This window comes from Variovorax sp. GW531-E2 (assembly GCF_059423125.1).
The window spans coordinates 1-15817 of the sequence record NZ_JBWKXQ010000050.1 but is presented as its reverse complement, the minus strand read 5'-3'; the positions used below and the strand labels follow the sequence as shown (position 1 = coordinate 15817).

At 70.4% G+C, this 15817-nt stretch carries 14 protein-coding genes; all 14 read left to right on the top strand.

The features are described 5' to 3' along the window. Position 1: 1 nt before the first annotated feature. From AC07XP_RS23735 to galE, 14 genes are read left to right on the top strand one after another with little or no spacing between them, the layout of a single operon-like run. Positions 2-775, top strand: coding sequence for a 4'-phosphopantetheinyl transferase family protein (locus AC07XP_RS23735; protein ID WP_495266055.1), 774 nt, complete (start codon positions 2-4; stop codon positions 773-775). Then, the gene (locus AC07XP_RS23730; RefSeq protein ID WP_495266054.1) at positions 772-1593 is read left to right on the top strand and encodes a serine aminopeptidase domain-containing protein; all 822 of its coding nucleotides are present in this window, start codon (positions 772-774) and stop codon (positions 1591-1593) included. Before AC07XP_RS23735 ends, AC07XP_RS23730 begins: the two co-directional genes overlap by 4 nt. Further along, positions 1586-2509, top strand: coding sequence for an alpha/beta hydrolase family protein (locus AC07XP_RS23725; RefSeq protein WP_062473263.1), 924 nt, complete (start codon positions 1586-1588; stop codon positions 2507-2509). Before AC07XP_RS23730 ends, AC07XP_RS23725 begins: the two co-directional genes overlap by 8 nt. 28 nt (positions 2510-2537) lie before the next feature. Further along, a complete protein-coding gene (locus tag AC07XP_RS23720; protein ID WP_370869855.1) occupies positions 2538-3716 on the top strand; it encodes a polysaccharide biosynthesis/export family protein in 1179 nt (392 codons plus the stop codon). A gap of 43 nt (positions 3717-3759) precedes the next feature. Further along, a complete protein-coding gene (locus AC07XP_RS23715) occupies positions 3760-6039 on the top strand; it encodes a polysaccharide biosynthesis tyrosine autokinase (RefSeq protein WP_495266053.1) in 2280 nt (759 codons plus the stop codon). Then, positions 6036-6716, top strand: a complete 681-nt coding sequence (locus AC07XP_RS23710) for a sugar transferase (RefSeq protein WP_487849448.1) — start codon at positions 6036-6038, stop codon at positions 6714-6716. Before AC07XP_RS23715 ends, AC07XP_RS23710 begins: the two co-directional genes overlap by 4 nt. Before the next feature lie 37 nt (positions 6717-6753). Beyond that, complete coding sequence (locus tag AC07XP_RS23705; protein WP_495266052.1) at positions 6754-7731, top strand: GDP-L-fucose synthase family protein; 978 nt, start codon at positions 6754-6756, stop codon at positions 7729-7731. Between the two features lie 19 nt (positions 7732-7750). Beyond that, positions 7751-9064: a hypothetical protein gene (locus AC07XP_RS23700; protein WP_495266051.1), complete on the top strand. Its 1314-nt coding sequence runs from the start codon at positions 7751-7753 to the stop codon at positions 9062-9064. Positions 9065-9088: 24 nt separating this feature from the next. Beyond that, positions 9089-10180 (top strand): glycosyltransferase, encoded by a 1092-nt coding sequence (locus AC07XP_RS23695; RefSeq protein ID WP_495266050.1) that lies wholly within the window; start codon positions 9089-9091, stop codon positions 10178-10180. After that, entirely contained in the window at positions 10177-11130 is a 954-nt protein-coding gene (locus tag AC07XP_RS23690; RefSeq protein WP_495266049.1) for a hypothetical protein, read from the top strand. The genes AC07XP_RS23695 and AC07XP_RS23690 overlap by 4 nt, the downstream gene beginning before the upstream one ends. 25 nt (positions 11131-11155) lie before the next feature. Then, positions 11156-12112 (top strand): hypothetical protein, encoded by a 957-nt coding sequence (locus AC07XP_RS23685; protein ID WP_495266048.1) that lies wholly within the window; start codon positions 11156-11158, stop codon positions 12110-12112. Next, positions 12109-13377: a polysaccharide biosynthesis protein gene (locus tag AC07XP_RS23680; RefSeq protein WP_495266047.1), complete on the top strand. Its 1269-nt coding sequence runs from the start codon at positions 12109-12111 to the stop codon at positions 13375-13377. The genes AC07XP_RS23685 and AC07XP_RS23680 overlap by 4 nt, the downstream gene beginning before the upstream one ends. Next, a complete protein-coding gene (locus AC07XP_RS23675) occupies positions 13374-14645 on the top strand; it encodes a glycosyltransferase WbuB (RefSeq protein ID WP_495266046.1) in 1272 nt (423 codons plus the stop codon). The genes AC07XP_RS23680 and AC07XP_RS23675 overlap by 4 nt, the downstream gene beginning before the upstream one ends. Next, positions 14642-15751 carry a UDP-glucose 4-epimerase GalE gene (gene galE, locus AC07XP_RS23670; protein ID WP_139704945.1) on the top strand — a complete coding sequence of 370 codons (1110 nt, stop codon included), beginning with the start codon at positions 14642-14644 and terminating at the stop codon, positions 15749-15751. The genes AC07XP_RS23675 and galE overlap by 4 nt, the downstream gene beginning before the upstream one ends. The last annotated feature ends 66 nt before the right edge of the window (positions 15752-15817 follow it).

The following is a 15817-nucleotide window of genomic DNA, read 5'->3' as shown; positions in this document are numbered from 1 at the left end:
CATGACCGGCGCCGCCAACGCACTGTCCATCGACGCACCGGTCTGCCGGTACGTCGAGCTGGACAACTTCACCGACACCCTGCCCGCCCAGGTCCTGTCGGAGGAAGAGCGCGCACGCGCCGAGAACCTGCGCTTTCCCGTCGACCGGCAGCGCTTCGTGGCGGCCCATGTCGCGCTGCGCCAGGCGCTGTGCGCGTACACGGGCCTGGCCCCCGACGCACTGACGCTGGCCATCGGCGCCTTCGGCAAGCCGTCGCTGGCGGGGCATCCGCGCACCCAGTTCTCGCTGAGCCACAGCCAGGGCCTGGCATTGATCGCCATCGGCGGGCGCGGCCCGCTGGGCGCCGACGTCGAGCTGCTGCGCCCGATGCCGGACGCGGCCGACCTGGCGGCGGCGCATTTCACGCGGCGCGAACAGGAGGCGCTGGCCGCCTTGCCCGCCGACGAACGCGACCGCGCCTTCCTGACCTGCTGGACCCGCAAGGAAGCCTGCCTGAAGGCCATCGGCGTGGGCCTGCTGGTGTCGCCGCAGAGCTTCGACGTGGGCCTGACCCCGGACAGCCGCAGCGTCGAGCTGCCGGTGGCCGGTCGCATCCTGGTGCTGGCGCTGGGGCCCGCGCCCGCGCGGGCGGACAGCGTGGGCTCGCTCGCCGAATGGCGCCATACCGAAGCCCGCGCCCGGCCCTCGCAGGCCGACCCCGAAGGCCGCCGCATGCGCCCCCTGAATCCGCGCAAGGGCATGAGCGAGGCGCGATGCGCAGGGGGTGTCGCATGACCCTCTTCACGCCCCTCATGTTCGGACCGGCCTCGCGCCAGGTCTTCGGCGCGTTCCACGCCGCCGACGACCACCGGGACGAGCCCACCGCGGTGCTGCTGTGCCCGCCCTTCGGGCAGGAGGGCCTGCGCACCCACCGCTTCTTCAAGGTGCTGGCCGAACGCCTCGCGCGCGCCGGCATCGCCACGCTGCGCTTCGACTTCTACGGCTCCGGCGACTCGCCGGGCGACGAGAGCGAAGGCGAACTCGACGGCTGGCGCCGCGACCTGTGCGCGGCGCACGAGGAGCTGCGGCGGCACGCACCCCATGCCGCCATCGTGTGGATCGGCGCGCGGCTGGGCGCCACGCTGGCCGTGCTGGCCGCGCGCAACGGGCGCTGCGACCCGGCGCGGCTGGTGCTCTGGGAGCCGGTGATCGACGGGCCGGGCTACGCGCGCCTGCTGCGCGAACGGCACGTCGAGGCGATCGACACGACCTTCTGCATTCCCGACCTGTCCTGGCGCCGCAACCTCGCGCGGGAACCGGATGCGCTGCCCGAGGAGGCGCTGGGCGTGCGTCTCTCGCCGGCGCTGCAGGCGCAGCTGCGCGCCCTCACGCCGCAGTCGCTGCCGCTCACGGCCCTGCACGACACCCTGGTGCTGGCCCCGCCCGACGACACGTCCACCGCGCAATGGGCGGCCGAGCAGCAGTCGCGCCACATGCCGGTGCGCCTGGCCTACCTGAGCCACCCGCTGGACTGGACGTCCGACCCCTTTCCCCACAGCGCGATGGTGCCGGCCGATGCGCTCAACCGCCTGCAGGGAGCCATCCATGAATGACATGACGCAGACCCCGGTGTGCTTCGGCCCCGGCAACGCACTGATGGGCATGCTCACCCTTCCCGCGCAGCGCGTGCCGGCGCCGGTTGCCTGCCTGATGTTCAACATGGGCGCGAACCACCGCGTCGGGCCGCGCCGCATCAACGTGAAGCTGGCGCACCTCCTGGCCGCGCGCGGCGTGGGCAGTCTGCGCTTCGACCTGGGCGGCATTGGCGACAGCGAGGCGCTGGACACCGGACCCGACCTGCAGACGCGCGCGGTGCACAGCCTGCAGGCCGCCATGGACCTCGTGCAGCGCATGCAGGGCATCGGCCAGTTCGCGACCGTGGCCATGTGCTCGGGCGTGGAGCACGCCATGTCGGCCGCCGCGGTGGACGCGCGCATGGTGGCGCTCTCGCTCTTCGACGGCTTTGCCTTCCCCCAGCGGCGCACGCGCTGGGAGCTCACGGTGCGCCGCGCGCTCGCGGCGCCGCTGCACCCGTCGTTCCCCGGCAAGGCGCGGCGCTGGGTGCTGCGCCATCTGCCGGGCAGCACGGTGGGCAAGCCGCTGCCGGGCTACTTCGTGGACCGGCGGCCGCCCAACGTCAACGCGATCTGGTTCGAAGCCACGATGAAGCGGCTGGTCGAACGCGAGGTGGCGGTGCAGCTGCTGTATTCGGGATCGCTGCATGTCTGCGACCGCGACCGCGACCAGCTCGGCGCCCTGCGCCGCGAACCGTTCATGCAGGGCCTGCAGTACGAGTTCATGCGGGACGTGGACCACACCGTCTGCACGGTGAAGGGCCAGCAGCTCTTCCTGCAGTCCGTCGGCGACTGGGTCGTCGAGCACTGTCTGGCCACCGGCAGCCCGCAGCGGCAGGACCGTCCGGCGACAGGCACCCCGCGCGCGATCCCGGCCACGCTCGCCGCACCCTGAAACAACAACCGAAGCCAAGGAGATTGCCATGACATCCGCAACCCCAGCGAACCCGCGCGGCGAGCGCCTCCTCGCCACCGAGGGCGCCCGCGCCCTTCCCGGTGGCCGCTTCCGGTCGCGTGCCATGGCGCTGCTGCTGTCGCTCGGCTTGTGCGGCTGCGCACCCGGCTTCGGCACGCCGGGCCCGCTGCAGTCGGCCGACGGCACGGCCGGTGGCAGGATCGCGGCCATCACGCCGGAGCTGGTCCGCGCGCAGCTCGCCGGGAACACGGGCATCCCGCCCGACGTGAAGGCGTTGTTCGGCCGGCCCGCGCCCTACACCATCGGGCCGGGGGACGTGGTGGGCATCACCGTCTACAACAACCCCGAGCTGCAGCCCAACCTGGGCGCGGTGATCGCGCAGCAGAGCGACCCGACCGGCGTCACCGTGGCGCCGGGCTTCATCGTCGATGCCGCGGGCGAGATCAGCTTCCCCTACATCGGCCGCACCCGGCTGCAGGGCCTCACGGAAAGCGGTGCGTCCGAGCTGATCGCCAAGCGCATCGGCAGCATCATCAAGGCACCGCTGGTGAGCGTGCGCATCCAGTCGTTCCGCAGCCAGCGCGCCTATGTCGAGGGCGAGGTCCGAACGCCCGGGCTGCAGATCTTCACGGACATCCCGATGACGCTGTCCGAGGCGCTCAACCGCGCGGGCAGCATCACCGCCGGGGGCGACCGTTCGCATGTGACGCTCACGCGCGGCGACCGCACGGTGGTCATCGACCTGATGCAGCTCAAGCGCTTCGGCGCCGACGCCAACAACATTCCGCTGCGCAACGGCGACATCGTGTACGTCGGCAACCGCGACGACAGCCGCATCTACGTGATGGGCGAGATCCTGCGGCCCTCGGCGCTGCTGATGCGCAACGGCCGCATGAGCCTGAACGAGGCCCTCGGCGATGCGGGCGGACCCGACCTGCTCACGGCCGACCCCGGGCAGATCTACGTGATCCGCAACTCGCCGCAGACGCCCGACACGCCGCAGATCTTCAGCCTGAACGCGAAGAACCCGGCCGCGCTCGCGCTGGCCGACCGCTTCGAGCTGCGGCCGCGCGACGTCGTCTATGTCGACCGCGTGCCGCTGGTCTCGTGGAACCGGGTCGCCAACCTGATCCTTCCCGCCGCCCAGGTGATCAACCTCGCGCGCGACACCGCCCGCAGCAGGTAGGCCGCGCAGCCCCGGCCCGAACACGACAAAGAAGGTGAAGCCCATGAATGCGCGTTGGTACCCCCCGCTTCCCGCACCGTACAGCCCGGAACCAGAGCGCCCGCACTCGAGGTTCAAGGAATACGTCGACCTGATGCTGGACAACCGATGGCTGATCGCCTCGGTCACCGCCGCGGTGTTGGTGCTGGGCGCGGGCTACGCGCTCTTCGGGCCGCGCGTGTACGAAGCGAACGTGCTGATCCAGCTCGAGGATGCCGAACGTTCGCCCGGCGGCGCGGGCGATGCCGCGGTCAACGGCGTGGGCGTGAAGACGCCGACCTCGGGCGAGGCCGAGATCCTGAAGTCGCGCATGGTGCTCGGCCAGGCGATCGAGAACACCAAGCTGTTCATCAAGGCACGGCCGCACTACATCCCGGTCGTGGGCGCCTTCATCGCACGGCATTCGAAGACGCTGTCCAGGCCGGGCTTCCTCGGCATGCGCGGCTACGTGTCGGGCACCGAGCGGATCGCGGTCGCGCAGATGGACGTGCCGCCGGCCCTCGAGGGCAAGAAGTTCCTGCTGACCGCCGGCAAGGACGGCACCTACACCCTCACGCACCCCGACCTCGACACCCCGCTGCACGGCCGGGTCGGCGAGCCGCAGGACAGCTCGGTGCCGGGCGGCACGGTCCATCTGCTCGTGGCCTCGATCGACGCCCGGCCCGGCGGCGCCTTCGAGCTGACCCGGCACTCCACGCAGCTCACCATGCTCGAGCTGCAGCGCGAGCTGCGCGTGATCGAGAAAGGCAAGCAGTCCAGCGTGATCGACGTGAGCTGGCAGACCGACGATCGCGAGCATCTGGCGAACCTGCTCAACGAGGTGGCGCGCCTGTACATGCGCCAGAACATCGACCAGAAGACCGCGCAGGCCGAGCGCACGCTGAACTTCCTGGGCACCGAGCTGCCCAAGTTCAAGCAGCAGCTGGAACAGTCGGAAGAGGCCTACAACCAGTACCGCAACCAGAACGGAACCATCAGCCTGGACGACGAGGCGCGCAACGCGCTGTCGCAGAACGTCGACCTGCAGGCCAAGCTGCTCGACGCGCGCCAGAAGCGCCTGGACCTGGCGAGCCGCTTCACCAGCCAGCACCCGATGCTGATCACGCTCGACGCGCAGATCGCCTCGTTGCGCAAGGAGCTGGGCGGCGTGGACAACCGCATCCGCCGCATGCCGATGCTGCAGCAGAACTCGCTGCGCATGCAGCGCGACATCAAGGTCAACACCGAGCTCTATTCGTCGCTCCTGAACAGCTCGCTGCAGATGCGCCTGGCCCGCGAAGGCCGCATCGGCAACGTGCGCGTGCTCGACCAGGCGCTGTCGCCCGAGAAGCCGGTGCGGCCCAAGGCGGTGATCGTGATGGCGCTGGCGCTGGTCGTGGGGCTGTTCCTGGGCGCGGTCACGTCGGTGCTTCGCAAGGTGCTCAAGAACACGGTCGCCACCCCCGACGAGATCGAGATGCGCACCGGCCTGAACGTCTACAGCACGATCGCACTCAGCACGCGGCAGGGCACGCTCGACCGCGCCATCCGCCAGGGCAAGCCCGGCGTGAAGCTGCTGGCGGCCTCGCACCCGGACGACCCGGCGCTCGAAGGCGTGCGCAGGCTGCGCACCGCGCTGGGCTTCCTGATGGCTGGCGCGCAGAACAACCGCATCCTGCTGACCAGCGCCACGCCGGGCGCGGGCAAGACATTCCTGTCGGCGAACTTCTCGGCCGTGCTGGCGGCCTCCGGCAGGCGCGTGCTGCTGATCGACGCCGACATGCGCCGCGGCAAGCTGGCGAGCCAGTTCGGGCTCAAGGCGACCACCGGCCTGTCGGAGCTGATCGCCGGCACCGCCACGCTCGCGCAAGCGGTGCATGCGCAGGTGCTGCCGCACCTGGACGTGATCACCACCGGCAAGCTGCCGCTCGATCCGGCCACGATGATGGGTTCCACTGCGTTCACGCGGTTGCTGGAGACCCTCTCGGCGCTGTACGACGCCGTGGTCATCGATGCCCCGCCGATCCTGCTGGCGACCGAGACCGTGGCGATGTCACCGGACGTAGGCACCCTGATGCTCGTGGCCCGCGCCGGCGACAGCGAAATGGGCGACCTGGTGGAGAGTGCCAAGCGGCTGGCGCATGTGGGCGCGGCGTTCCACGGCGTGGTGCTCAACGCGCAGGACGCGCGGCAACGCCACAACGCCTACGGCTACGACTACGGGCCCTACGGCCTGCCGCCGAACATCTATCCGCCCGCGCTGGGGCACACCCCCCGCGCCGAACCGGAGCGCGCGACATCATGAGCACGCACCTTTCACGCACGCCGCACCGCACCGCCGCACGCCCCGTGCCGGTGGGCGGCTCGCGGCTCCTGCAGGCCGCCAAGCGCACCATGGACATCCTCCTGGCGGGCGCCTTCTTCCTGTTCCTGGGCTGGGCCTACGCGCTCATCGCCCTCGGCGTGCTGCTGACCTCGGGCGGCCCGGCCATCTACGTGCAGCCGCGCTACGGCCGGGACGGGCGGATCTTCCGCTTCTACAAGTTCCGCACCATGGCGCCCGACGCCGATGCCCTGCTGGCCCGGCACCTGCGCGAGAACGACGCAGCGCGGCGCGAATGGGAGAAGTTCCAGAAGCTCGAGCACGACCCTCGGATCACCCGCTTCGGCGCCTTCCTGCGCCGCTACAGCATCGATGAGTTTCCGCAGTTCTGGAACGTGCTCAAGGGCGACATGAGCATGGTCGGCCCGCGCCCCTGCATGTTTGCGCAGAAGGAGCTCTACGGCCCCTACTGGGCGTACTACTGCGCGGTGCGCCCGGGCATCACGGGCCTGTGGCAGATCAGCGGACGCAACGAGGTGAGCTACCGCCGCCGCGCGGCCATGGACGCCGAGTACGTCGCCACGCTCTCGCTGCTGCGCGACGTGGTGATCCTGCTGAAGACCTTCCGCGTCGTGCTCGGGGCGCGCGGTTCGCGCTGAGACCCGAAGCCCCCTCTTCCTTCACTGAAAGAACGCCATGCGAATCTATGTTGCAGGTCATCGCGGAATGGTCGGCCAGACGCTCACGAGGCGCCTGAGCGAACTCGGCCACGAGGTCGTGACGCGCAGCCACGCCGAGCTCGACCTGCTCGACCAGGCGGCGGTCGCGCGCTTCTTCGCGACCGAGCGCATCGACCAGGTCTACGTGGCGGCGGCCAAGGTCGGCGGCATCCACGCCAACATGACCTACCCCGCGCAGTTCATCTACGAGAACCTGCTGATCGCGGCCAACCTCACGCACCAGGCCTTTCTCGCCGGCGTCAAGCGGCTGCTGTTCCTCGGCTCGAGTTGCATCTACCCGCGCCTGGCCGAACAGCCGATCCGCGAAGAGGCCCTGCTCACCGGCAAGCTCGAGCCCACCAACGAGCCCTACGCGATCGCCAAGATCGCCGGCATCAAGCTCTGCGAAAGCTACAACCGGCAGTACGGCGCCACGCACGGCGTCGACTTCCGCAGCGTGATGCCGAGCAACCTCTACGGCCCCGGCGACAACTACCACCTGGAGAACAGCCACGTGGTGCCGGCGCTGATCCAGCGCTTTCACCTGGCCAAGATCAGCCGCACGCCGAGCGTGCTGATCTGGGGCAGCGGCCGGGCGCGGCGCGAGTTCCTGTACGTGGACGACATGGTCGAAGGCTGCCTGGACGTGATGAACCTGTCGCGCGCCGACTACGACCAGCACACCGATCCGATGCGCGGCCACATCAACCTCGGAACGGGCGAGGACGTCTCGATCGCCGAGCTGGTGGAGCACATCCGCGAGGTGGTGGGCTACGAGGGCAGCATCCACTACGACCTGGCCCAGCCCGACGGCGCCCCGCGAAAGCTGCTGGACGTGTCGCGCGCGGCCAGCTTCGGGTGGCGCGCCACCGTGCCGCTGGCCGAAGGGCTGCGCCGCACCTATGCGGACTACCAGACGGCGCGCCGGACCGCCGCAGAGGCCGAGCACGCCTGAAGCAGAAACGGACCTCGCCATGAGAACCCTCGTCTTCTGGTCCGGCATCGTCTGCGCCGCGCTGTGCGGGCTGATCGATCCTGTCTGGGGCTACGGGGTGGTGTTCGTGCTGACGGTGGTGCAGCTGTCGATGCTGGGCACCGCCAGCGACAGCGTGTTCCTGCTGATCCACTACACGGCGGTTCTCATCTACTTCTCGCTGGCGCCGGCGATGCAGATCGCGACCGACACCGACTTCTGGGAGGTGGGCATCGTCGGGCAGGCTGCGCACACGCAGGGGCTGATGCTCGTGCTGCTGTACATGGCCGGCGTGGAAGCCGCACGGCTGGGCCTGCCCGAGCCGCCCGCCACGCCCCGGCTGGCGCAGCGCGCGCTCAGTGCCGGTGTCGCCCACCCCTTCCTGCTGCTGGCCTGCCTGGAGGTGGCGTTCGCCATGCTCTTCCTGCGCCCCGACATGAACTTCACGGCGCGCGGCGTGATTTCCGAAGAGGAGGCCGCGCCGGTCCAGTACATCGTCTATTCCACGCTGCCCAAGCTCATGGTGCTGCTGTGCTGCGTGGCGCTCGCGATCCACGCCACGCGCCAGCGCACGCTGTGGGCCTGGTGCGTCGCGGGCCTCGCCTTCGCGCTGGCCGCCATCGCCGCCAACCCGGTCAACACGGCACGCCAGGTCATCCTGATCGGGCTGCTGCCGCTGCTCATCCATGCCCTGGGGCGGCGCCACCGGTGGACGCTCGCCGCCGTGATCTTCGGCGCCATCGCGGGCCTGGGCCCGGTGCTGAACCTGATCTCGCGGGACGCCATGTGGGGCGCGGAGCTGGCGTCGTACCCGTTCAGCCAGGACTTCGACGCGATGTTCGTCGTCGCGGGCATCCTGGAGCGCGCGCCCTCGCCCGACCTCGGCTACGGGCGCTACCTGCTCTCGGCCTTCTCCTTCATCCTGCCGCGCGAACTGAAGATGTTCCCGGGCTACGACCCGCTCGGCTGGCCGGCCGTGCTGGGCAACTTCTCGCAGAGCAACCTGTCGCTGCCGCCCTTCACCACCGCCTACTTCGACTTCGGGCTGGCAGGCCCGGCCCTGCTGGGCTTCGCGGTCTCGGCGCTCTTTCGCCTCGTCGACAAGGCCATCGATCCGCAACGCACGCTGACGGCCGGCTACCTGTGCGCGCTGGTGCTGCTGGCGGCCTACGTGCCGTTCCTGCGCGGGCCGATCCTGGGCTGGGGACCGTTCGCCGTCTCGGGGCTGGTCGCGGCCATCGTCGCCGGCAGCCTCGCGGCGTGGTTCCGCAGGCCGGCCCCCCGCCCGGCGCGCGCCAGCCTGCCGACCGCATGAGAACGCACGCACGCAGGAGCGACCATGGCCACCTACCTCTTCTACGACACCATCCGGCTCAACGCGTCGGCGGGCGGGGTGCTGAACGTGTCCGAGGTGCTGCTCGAAAGCATGCGCGACGCGCCGGGCCACGAGGTGCAGCCGATCAGCGAGCGCCATCCGCACCTGTACGCGGCCGCGCGGCGGCTGAAGATCAGCCGCTTCATCCTCGACACGCTGCTCTACAACGTCCACCTGGTGCGCGGGTGGCTGCGCGGGGAGCGCGTGTACTCGCTGTTCCCGAACTACTTCCTGCCCTTCTCGCTGCTGGCGCCCTTCAGCCGCCACCGGGATTCGATCGTGGTGGTGCACGACGTGCAGTACAAGTCGTACCCGCAGTACTTCAGCGCGCGCAAGCGCCTCTGGCTCGACTGGAACCTGCACCGCGTCGCGCGCAGCGCCGCCGACGTGGTCTTCATCAGCCGCAGCAGCCAGGAAGACTTCGAGCGGCACTTCAGGCGCTGCGAGCACCCGGCGGTGATCTTCAATCCCGTGGATGCGGGCGCCGTCGCCGCGAACGCCGACCGCACGGCAGCACCCGACGGGCGCTACCTGATCGCGGCCTACCACTACTACCCGCACAAGAACTTCGAAGGCATCCTGAAGCTCTTCGTGCGCATGAAGCGCCAGGGCCTGGTCGACTACCTCGACATCACCGGCAACGGCGCCAAGGAGGTCGAACGCATGATCTCGGCCATGGCGCCCGCGTTCCGCGGCTGCGTGCGGCACCGGGGACTGGTGTCGCGGGACGAGCTCCTGCGGCTGTACCGGGGTGCGACGGCCTTCATCTCGCTGTCCACCTTCGAGGGCTTCAACCTGTCGGCCGCCGAGGCGGCCACGCTGGGCGTGCCGCTGCTGCTCTCGGACCTTCCGGTGCACCGGGAGCTCTTCGCGGGCTACGCGTTCTTCATTGGCAATGAATTCGTCGGCCTCGGCAGCATCGAGCGCTACCTGGCCGCGCACCAGCGCACGCGCCCCGCATGGTCGCTCTCGCGGGTCTGCACGCCGGGCGCGGTGGCCGCGAGTTACCTCAGGCTGAAGCGCGGCGACGCGTCGCTGGCGAGGGCCACGCCATGACGAACCGTGCACGCTCCCTGCTTCGCACGCTCGCGGTGCTGGCGCTCGGGCTGGCCGCGTGGGCGCGGCCGGCCGTCGCAGCACTTCCCGAAACGCAGGGCGCACCGGGCTTCGGCGTGATGGTGCATTACCTGCCCGACAAGCAGTCCATCGCCGGCATCGGGCGTTTCGACGTCGACGCCTTCGCCGCCGAACTCGCCGGGATGCGCGCCAGCCATCTCATCCTCACGCTCGGGCAGAACAACGGCCAGTTCATCGCGCCGAACGCCGCGCTCGAAGCGCAGTGCCCGCGTAGCGCCGCGCACCGTTCGCCACGCGACCTGCCGATGGAGATCGGCCGCGCACTGCGGCGCCACGGCATCGCGCTGATCCTCTACCTGCCCTTCCGCGCGCCGCAAGGGGACCCCTACCTGATGGAGTGCCTGGGCGATGTCTCCGAGCAGCAGCCACCGCCGACGCGCTTCATCGCCGCCTGGTCGGCGGTGATCGACAGCTGGTCACAGCACTACGGCGCAGTCGCCACAGGCTGGTGGTTCGACGGCGTCTACAACACGACGGGCATGACGACGCGCGACTGGGACCGGTTCTGCGCGGCCGCGCGCAACGGCGCACCCACCCGGTGGCTGGCCTTCAATGCCGGCGAGGGGGCGGCGCGCTTCAGCCTCAAGAGCGCGCCGTGCCAGAACCTCATGGCGGGCGAGTACCTGCAACCCGCCGCACGCCTGGCCTCGCCGCCCTCCGAACTCCGGCTGCATGTGCTGACGCCGCTGGGCGCTTCCTGGGCCCAGCCGAGCGCGCCGCGCTTCTCGGCCGCGCAGCTGCGCAGCTGGATCGGCGACGCGAACGCGCGGGGCGGAATGCTCACGCTCGACATGCCGCTGGACGCCGACTTCCACTTTCTTCCCGCCCACGTCGCGCTGGTGCGCAGCGCCACCGCGGCGCGGCCCTGACCCGTACTAACCCGCTTGCCCGACCATGGACCACGCCCTCCCCTTCATCGTTGTGGAAGACCGCCAGAACACGGCCCTGCGCCTGTGCTGCGAATCCGCGGCCATGGCGCAGGAGCAGCTGGTCGTCCTGTCGGACACCGACGCCGGACCGGCGTACGAACGCTTCTGCCAAGCCTACGTGCACCTGTCGAGCAACACGCCGGCGTTCGAGAAGATCTGCTTCAGGCGCTACTTCCTCCTGGCGAACCATCTCGCAGCGCACCCCGATTGCCGCGCCTTCGTGCTGATCGACAGCGACGTGCTGCTGTTCAACGGCGTCGGCGCCCACATTGCGCGCCTGGTAGGCCACGCCGACTTCTCCGGCTCCAGCATCCTGCCCACGGACGGCTGGAACCCCTGCCAGATCTCGCCGCACGTGAGCTACTGGACGGCGGCCGGCCTGCAGGACTTCGTCGCCTGCCTCCTGCACATGTACAGCACGCCCGCGGGCCTGCACCAGCTGCGCGACATTGCCGAGCGCTTCGCGACCCGCAGCGTGCGCGGCGGGGTGTCCGACATGACGCTGCTGTACCTGTGGGCGCAGGCCAGCGGCAACACCGTGCCGATCAACCGGGTGTTCGACGGCCAGGTGATCGACCACAACGTCAACGGCGGCACCAACCACTTCGTGCGCGAGTTCCGCGTGCGCGGCGGCGCCAAGCGCCTGGCCTTCGTCGACGGCCAGCCCTGTCTGCAGACGCCGGCGGGCGACACGGTGCGCGTGCTCGCGCTGCACTTCCAGGGCGCCGCCAAGCTGGCGATGCAGCCCGCGCTGCATCGCCGCGTGTACGCCGTTGCGGCACTGACCTGGGCACTGCAGATGGCGCGCCGGGCCAAGAACAACGCGCACCGGATCGCGTCGCGCGCGCGCCGCATGGCCGACACCTTGGGCTTTGCGGATGCGCCAACGCCGAAGCACCCCGCGGACGGGAGCACGCCATGAAGCCCGCCGCCGGCACCTCGTTCGCCCTGCCCGGCATCCGCCTCGCGCAACGCCTGGGGCTGGGGGCGCTCGCGTCGCGGCTGTATGTGTACCTGTCGGGTTTCCTGGCGATCTTCCTGATCGCGGCGCAGGTGGCGCCCGCGCGCTTCGGCGAGTACTCCGTCTACCAGTCGGTGCTCGAAGTGGCGCTGGTCGTGGGCACGCTGGGCAGTTCGCTGCTGTTCTCGCGCAATGCCGCGAGCGTGCCGCCCCGGGTGACGCGCGGCGACCTGCTGCGCACGCTGGCGATCGGGCTGCCGCTGGCCGCGCTGCTCGCGGCCGGCGTCGTGGGCGCGCAGCGCCTGCCGGTGGTCGGCGCGCCCTTCGTGCTGATCGTGCTGTCGCTCGCGGTCTTCGCCTTCAACAGCCTGCGCCTGTCGTACAGCCGGGGCCTGGGCCATGCGGGCCTGCTCAACCTGGAGTCGGGCGTGCGCGCGACCGTGCTGGTGCTGGGCGTGGCGGCGCTCGCTGCGCTCGGCCTGGAGATCGGCGTGGCGCACCTGCTCGCCATCAATCTGCTGGCCTTGGTGCTCGTGGGCGCGGCCATCTTCCTGCCGGCGAACGGCGCGCCGCCGCCGGCCGGGCCGCCCGTGCTGGCGCTCGCGTCGCAGGCCAGCGCCACGGTGTATGCGCTGCTGACCTTCCTGCTGCGCAAGTCGGACCTGCTGCTGGTGGCGCTCTTCATGCCGCTGGGCTACGTGGGCGCGTTCAAGCTGGCCTTTCTTCTCGCGGAGGCACCTTCGCAGTTCGTGCAGGCCTTTCTCGTCACGAAGACGCCGGCGATGCTGGACGCCAACGCGGCCAACCTGACGATCGAGAAGCTGCGGCTGGCGCGGCATTCGTTCCTGCTCGGCTGCGTGCTCTTCGTGGGGCTGGCGGGGCTGATGGCGGTGGCCGCGCCGCTGCTGAAGCTCGGCCCCGAGGCGCGCGACATCTTCGTGTGCATCGCGCCGTACTTCCTGCTGAGGACCTACACGGTCCACCACGAAACGATGCTCTCGCTGAACGCCACCATGGGCTCGCTCGGGTGGTGGACGCTGCTGGAGTTCGCGCTGCGGCTGGCCTCGTATGGCGTCGTGATCTCGCTCTTTCCCGACAAGCCGCATTACGTCTTCTTCATCGCCTTCGTCACCGACTTCGTGCTGTACGAGCTGCGCATGCGCGCGCTGTTCGGCTTCTTTCCGATCGTGCGCCTGCTGCGCCCGGCCCTGGGGAGATCGCCGTGAAGATCCTGCTGTACTCGATGAACTTCGCGCCCGAGCTGGCCGGCATCGGCAAGTACTCGGGCGAGATGGCCGACTGGCTCCAGGCCCAGGGCCATGACGTGCGCGTGATCGCGGCGCCGCCCTTCTTCCCGCACTGGGCGGTGTTCGAGGGCCATTCGGCCTGGGCCTATCGCAAGACCACCGGGCGCAACGGCCTCACGGTCTGGCGCGCGCCCACCTGGGTGCCTTCGCAGCCGCGTGCGCTGGCGCGCGTGGCGCACCTGTGCTCGTTCATGCTGTCGAGCATGCCGCTGCTGCTGGCGCAGGCGCGCTGGAAGCCCGATCTTGTGTTCGTCGTGGAGCCGCCGCTTTTCTGCGCGCCCGCGGTGCTGTGCTTCGCGAAGCTGCTCGGCATCAGGTCGTGGCTGCACATCCAGGACTTCGAAGTCGATGCGGCGTTCGGCCTGGGCCTCGTGCGCGGCGCGGGCGTGCGGCGTGTCGCGCTGTCGCTGGAGCGATGGCTGCTGGCGAGGTTCGACCGCGTTTCGACCATCTCGGCGGCCATGGTCGACAAGGCCAGGAGCAAGGGCATCGGCGAAGGCCGGCTCGTTCTCTTTCCGAACTGGGTGGACGTCTCGGCGATTCGTCCCGCTCCCCGCGCGGCCGATGGCTACAGAGCCGAGCTGGGCATTGCGCCCGATGCCGTGGTCGTGCTCTATGCGGGCAGCCTGGGCGCCAAGCAGGGCATCGAACTGCTGGCCGAGGCGGCGGGCCTTCTAGCCGACCAGCAGAGCATTCACTTCGTCATCTGCGGCAACGGCCCAAGCCGCGCCCCGCTGATGTCGGCCTGCGCCGGCCTGGACCGCGTGCACTTTCTCGAGCTACAGCCCGCCGAACGGCTCAACGAGCTGCTGGGCATGGCCGACATCCACGTGCTGCCGCAGCGCGCCGATGCCGCCGACCTCGTGATGCCCTCGAAGCTTGCCGGCATGTTCGCGAGCGGCAAGGCCGTGATCGCCACGGCGCACCCCGGCACCGAACTCGCACGCGTGGTCGCAGACCGTGGCTTCGTGGTGCCCCCGGGCGATGCGGCCGTGCTGGCCGACGCGATCGCGCAGCTCGCGTGCTCGCCGGGCCTGCGCCAAGCGCTCGGTGCGGCGGGCCGCGCGTTCGCGCTGGCGGAGCTCGACCAGGACGCCATCCTGTCGCGCCTCGAACAAGAACTGCTTCGCTGCGTGGCGGACCGAAGCACGGCCACGCCAACCCCACTGCGCGAGTCCCAACCATGACCCACTCAAAGATTCTGGTGACGGGTGGCGCCGGCTTCGTCGGAAGCCACGCCTGCGTGGCGTTGATCGCGGCCGGCTACCTGCCGGTGGTGCTGGACACGCTGGTCAACAGCGACCCGCGTTCGCTGGAGCGCGTGGCACGCATCTGCGGCGTGCAGCCGCAGCTGGTGCGCGGCGACGTGCGCGACGCGGCGGTGCTCGACCGCGTGTTCGCCGAGCACGGGGTCGACGCGGTGCTGCATCTGGCGGGGCTGAAGGCGGTCAGCCGCTCGGTGAGCGACCCGCTCGGCTACTACGACGTCAACGTGGCGGGCAGCCTCGCGCTGGCGCGTGCCATGGAGCGCGCCGGCGTGCGCACGCTGATCTTCTCGTCCTCGGCCACGGTCTACGGCGACATCCCGCGCTCGCCGATACGGGAAAGCGCGTCGTACGCGGCCGTCAACCCCTACGGGCGCTCCAAGGTGATGGTGGAGCGCATGCTCGCGGACCTCGCCCGCTCCGATCCGCGCTGGGGCATCGCATGCCTGCGTTTCTTCAACCCCATCGGCGCGCACGAGAGCGGCCTGCTGGGCGAACACCCGCAGGGGCCGCCCGACAACCTGGTGCCGTATGTCTCGCAGGTCGCGGTGGGCGAGCGCGGGCACGTCGTCGTGCACGGCAACGACTACGAGACGCACGACGGCACGGGCGTGCGCGACTACGTGCACGTGATGGACGTGGCCGAAGGCCATGTGGCGGCCCTGCGGTACGCGACGCTGCATCGGGGCCTGCTCACGGTGAACCTGGGCACGGGGCATGGCGCCTCGGTGCTCGACGTGATCGCGGCCTTCGAACGCGCATGCGGGCACCGCATCGCGGTGCACATCGGTCCGCGCCGTCCCGGCGATGCCCCGGCCTACTGGGCGGACGTGCAGCACGCCCAGGACCGGCTGGGCTGGCGCGCGCAGCGCAGCCTGGACCAGATGTGCGCCGACAGCTGGCGCTGGCAGCTGGCGAACCCGCGCGGCTTCGACGAACCGGTGCCGGGCTTCCCGGTCCGCGCCGCCGACGGCGCCGCACCGACCGCCGTCCCTCACTCACTTCAACCGGGGCAAGAACATGGCTGAAAACACGCTCACACCCTCTGGCGACCCCACCCCCGCCGTGATGGCGCCGCGCCGCCCGGGCCCGTC

Excerpts from the sequence above, each read along its gene's own strand:
- AC07XP_RS23735 (WP_495266055.1), top strand. The coding sequence starts at position 2 with ATGACCGGCGCCGCCAACGCACTGTCCATCGACGCACCGGTCTGCCGG.
- AC07XP_RS23730 (WP_495266054.1), top strand. The coding sequence starts at position 772 with ATGACCCTCTTCACGCCCCTCATGTTCGGACCGGCCTCGCGCCAGGTC.
- AC07XP_RS23725 (WP_062473263.1), top strand. The coding sequence starts at position 1,586 with ATGAATGACATGACGCAGACCCCGGTGTGCTTCGGCCCCGGCAACGCA.
- AC07XP_RS23720 (WP_370869855.1), top strand. The coding sequence starts at position 2,538 with ATGACATCCGCAACCCCAGCGAACCCGCGCGGCGAGCGCCTCCTCGCC.
- AC07XP_RS23715 (WP_495266053.1), top strand. The coding sequence starts at position 3,760 with ATGAATGCGCGTTGGTACCCCCCGCTTCCCGCACCGTACAGCCCGGAA.
- AC07XP_RS23710 (WP_487849448.1), top strand. The coding sequence starts at position 6,036 with ATGAGCACGCACCTTTCACGCACGCCGCACCGCACCGCCGCACGCCCC.
- AC07XP_RS23705 (WP_495266052.1), top strand. The coding sequence starts at position 6,754 with ATGCGAATCTATGTTGCAGGTCATCGCGGAATGGTCGGCCAGACGCTC.
- AC07XP_RS23700 (WP_495266051.1), top strand. The coding sequence starts at position 7,751 with ATGAGAACCCTCGTCTTCTGGTCCGGCATCGTCTGCGCCGCGCTGTGC.
- AC07XP_RS23695 (WP_495266050.1), top strand. The coding sequence starts at position 9,089 with ATGGCCACCTACCTCTTCTACGACACCATCCGGCTCAACGCGTCGGCG.
- AC07XP_RS23690 (WP_495266049.1), top strand. The coding sequence starts at position 10,177 with ATGACGAACCGTGCACGCTCCCTGCTTCGCACGCTCGCGGTGCTGGCG.
- AC07XP_RS23685 (WP_495266048.1), top strand. The coding sequence starts at position 11,156 with ATGGACCACGCCCTCCCCTTCATCGTTGTGGAAGACCGCCAGAACACG.
- AC07XP_RS23680 (WP_495266047.1), top strand. The coding sequence starts at position 12,109 with ATGAAGCCCGCCGCCGGCACCTCGTTCGCCCTGCCCGGCATCCGCCTC.
- galE (WP_139704945.1), top strand. The coding sequence starts at position 14,642 with ATGACCCACTCAAAGATTCTGGTGACGGGTGGCGCCGGCTTCGTCGGA.